Source organism: Ruegeria sp. AG7 (assembly GCF_056541545.1).
This window is the reverse complement of the sequence record NZ_JBQFYP010000043.1, coordinates 1-3,583: the sequence shown is the minus strand read 5'-3', so window position 1 is coordinate 3,583 and position 3,583 is coordinate 1. Positions and strand designations below refer to the sequence as shown.

4 protein-coding genes are annotated in these 3,583 nt (G+C 53.0%); 2 read left to right on the top strand and 2 right to left on the bottom strand.

Going from position 1 to position 3,583, the window contains the following annotated elements; genetic code table 11:
* Positions 1-188: 188 nt before the first annotated feature.
* Positions 189-1,037: an ankyrin repeat domain-containing protein gene (locus tag ACR0BF_RS20260; protein ID WP_480474877.1), complete on the bottom strand. Its 849-nt coding sequence runs from the start codon at positions 1,035-1,037 to the stop codon at positions 189-191.
* 192 nt (positions 1,038-1,229) lie between these two features.
* On the opposite strand from ACR0BF_RS20260, the gene ACR0BF_RS20255 reads away from it, so the two are divergent.
* Together ACR0BF_RS20255 and ACR0BF_RS20250 are read left to right on the top strand one after the other, a co-directional pair.
* Positions 1,230-1,571, top strand: coding sequence for a hypothetical protein (locus ACR0BF_RS20255; RefSeq protein WP_480625665.1), 342 nt, complete (start codon positions 1,230-1,232; stop codon positions 1,569-1,571).
* A gap of 814 nt (positions 1,572-2,385) precedes the next feature.
* The gene (locus ACR0BF_RS20250) at positions 2,386-2,913 is read left to right on the top strand and encodes a hypothetical protein (RefSeq protein ID WP_480625664.1); all 528 of its coding nucleotides are present in this window, start codon (positions 2,386-2,388) and stop codon (positions 2,911-2,913) included.
* 66 nt (positions 2,914-2,979) lie between these two features.
* Here ACR0BF_RS20250 and ACR0BF_RS20245 read toward each other — a convergent pair.
* Positions 2,980-3,583 (bottom strand): hypothetical protein (locus tag ACR0BF_RS20245; protein WP_480625663.1); only part of this gene is annotated, 604 nt, incomplete at its 5' end.

Here is a 3,583-nt window from a genome sequence, read left to right as displayed (position 1 = left end):
GCGCAACTTGCCTCGGTCCCATCATCAGCAACTCTCCTGCAACTCAAGAGAATTGAATCAGCAGCCAAAGCATCGCTCAAGCAGAGTTTTTCAACAGTATCTCCGCAAAGCAGACGCCCAACGAGCTCTTTCTGATGGCTGCTTCTGACCTCACCAACACGTATCCTACGCTCAATTTCGATTGGTTGTTAAGGCAATGCGACCGGGTTTTCATCGAGTGTCCGGAGGTAAGAAATCAAGTCTGCGCGATCCTGATCAACCCAAACTCCATCTAAGTCCATCTTTGTTCCCGGAATGTATTCTCGTGGACGCCCAAGAAACGAGTTGAGATTGTCGTAGTCCCAGACACCTGAAGTCGCTGAGAAAGCCGTCGAGTACTCGTAGCCATCGTACGAGCCAATGGTGCGCCCGAGAACTCCCCAAAGTGGCGGACCTTCATTGGCTTGAACTTGCCCATTGTTCTCCAGGCTGTGACAGGCTTTGCAGGCACCTGCCAGAGTTTCTCCTCGGCCCCTATCGGCATTACCAATCAAGTGCTTCACACTAGGGATACTTGCACTTGTAGGTACGCCAGCATCCAATAGGATGGTCACGATTTCGTCGTGCCCACGCAACGAGGCGAAATGCAGTGCTGTCCCAAGCCAAGGATCCACGACAGTTGGATCAGCACCGGCTTCCAAAAGCAATCGAACAACTTCTGTGTGTCCGTTGCTTGACGCAACATGGATTGGGTATGCAAAAGTTTTTTCGTACTCAGCATTGGGAAGAGAGTAGTTTGGGTCGGCCCCAGCCTCCAACAGGGCCGCGACCACGTCCGTACGACCGAACCGAGATGCTACTACGAGTGGTGACGAACCTTCAAAACGAGCGCCTGTGGTGCTCGGCAGATCCACCGGCACTCCTTTTTCGATTTCTGACATAACTTTTGCGACATCGCCTTTTCGAGCCATCAAGTGGATCATTTCAGCGGAACTTGTCGACATGGTGGCGCATAGCGCAGCCACCCCCGCGAGAAATGTTTTCCAAGTTCTGTTCATTGCGGCATCCCCCCGGTTGTGGGAGCCTTAATACCACAACTAGTCGTCAATTTCATTTCTTGCAAAGAGTGGCCGCTTTGTCCGCGATTTGTGAATTCGATGGTCCACAGATTTTGCGCTTGCGGCGAACGTCGGCAATGCGGGCTGCGACCGCAGCATCAATATGAGGTGGTCAAAGGCAGGTAAGGGCCGGTGTCTGACGTCATCGCGTGTACGCCAGTCAATGTTAAAGATTACCAACAGGTTAGTCTTTCTGAAGCCAGTTACCACCAAGCACAGTCAGCACTAACTCGAGGATTTTTTGATCCCGAAAGCGCGCGTTTCAGGGACCCATACTTTGCAAAGACGACTTTGGCTAAAGGGGAAGAAACATTGAACGTGAAAGTTCTCTGTGGCTATGTAAATGGCAAAAACAGACTTGGCGGTTACGTAGGCTTCAAGCCTTACGCAGTCGTGTTCCAAGATGATCGGATCATTAAGACGCAAGTTGAAGGCACTTTGGCTGATTGCAGACGTATTGGCTATCCCTACTGACCTCTTGGTTGCTCACCGCCCCCCACCCGCCAGCACCAGCCACCACCCGTCAGCCCCCGGAACGCCTCGTCAGCGGTCCTGTCCTGCGCCACTGGGCGGTCGAGCTAGCGGTCTCGTCAGCGCCGGTTAGCGGTTCTCAAGCGGTGTAGTAAGCTCTGTCCCGCCAGCGGCAGTGAACGGTCGTTCTAGCGGCCCAAATGCCCGTGCTCACCCTCGTTCCGCCCGTCGCTTCGCTCAGCAGAATGCCCCCGAAATTGCCCCAGTTTCTCGGGCCAGTGGGAAAAGCTCTTAGGTTTCATCGGGGGGCAAGGATTCCTACCACCCCAGCCAGTTCATCGGAACATGGAACGAGACTAGGCACTTGGGGCTAAACCCTCCGAGAAATGCCCCCGTTTATGCCCCAGTGGTTTCGGGTGTTCTGACTCCCCCTGTCTACTCCTCTTTCCTAACCTCTAGCAGGGGTTCTATGGGGCTGGGGAATAGGTATAAGTAATGAATAGAAACCGGAGGATAGAGAGACTCGAGTATCCTCGTTCCTGATTCATAATACATAGAGGGAGGAGGAGGTTATGGGGGAGATAGAGAACCCATGGCACTCGCGACCAATCGACGTTCACCGCTGGTCGGATCACCCTGAGGTCGCCGCCTTGGTCGACCGCATCTGGGACGACTACCTGCCGAGTGATCAGACGTCCGGACCGAAGCCGAAGACCGCATTCAGGCATCAACTTCGGGTGCTGGTCCTTTCTAGGCATAGCCGTCCTCCAGTGATATGCCTCCGGGAGACTGACGAAATTCGTGATCGAGCATCAAGTTGGCAAACAAACGCAATGAACGTACCAGAAGTGGCGTAGTAGGCTTAGACGACCTAAAAGCTGCTGTGGGCTCCCATTTCTTCGTCTGGTCGCTCCTAGAGAGACAACTAGCGCAATCGTTGGCGTACCTTGAACAGCAGAGCACAACGCAAGCTGTGTACGGCATTTCTAGAGTCCTTGAGCGTTGGAAGAAGTTGCACGGAGAATTGGCTGGCGAAAACATTTCAAACACAGATTTCATCGAAGACCTATTCGTTACGATGTCGGAAGGTTTGGAAATGCGGAACAGAATTGCTCATGGCATTACCGGGCTTTATGCGGAGGGAGGTACCGCGTCCACTGTGTTCATCCAGACTGCATTGAATGGCAAACCTCGGGAAATCAGCTACGAAGACTTAACGTTAACCAATGAACGATTGAATTTAATCGCCTCACATATGGATCGCATTACAAGCGTGGTGTTCCACTTGGATTCAACTGCATCACAGAACATCCGCTCTGAGATACTCGGTCGTCTTCACCCGTAGTGGCTATTCTCCCAGATCCAAATTTTACCAAATGGTTCACTCCGGCGGTTCCGAATTCAGTGCCATCTATGTATACGGCACCACCTCTCGCCCTGTCCGCCTCTCATGTTCCGCCAGCCTCTGAAGATAACCTTCGGACCGGGCCGTCTGCCGCCATATCACATAATCTTTCACATGGTCGGCACTGGGGTCGGCTTGCTCGTCCAGCCCATAGAACTGGTTCGACGTTGGCAACGGAGCACCGGCCACTTCTTCTGAAGCCTCGGCCATAACCCGTTTCAGTTCGCCCACCCGGGTATAGTCGACGATAAAACTGTCATGCACGGATAGGACTGGAACGGCTTGATCGCAGAAGTAACGATGAACGCGCTCCGCTATCTGACGATCAAGGTTCATCAACTGGATACCTTGATCCGCGAACAGAAAGTCCTCGATGTGAGGGGTTTTCTCTAAGAAACCAGCCAGTAATGCATCCAGTTGTTCGTTAGTCAGTGTCTTGCCTGCGTGGCCGGTTGGGTATCCGTCTCGAAACGCCCGGAAAGCAGCATCCCGTGAACCGGCGTTTATCGCTGTGAGTACAAGCCGCTTGATAAATTGACGCTGTAGCACTGGAGGTAGCCATGCACCCAGTATGTCAGGCAACTCATAAGGGTCGCCAGCAAGTTCTTTT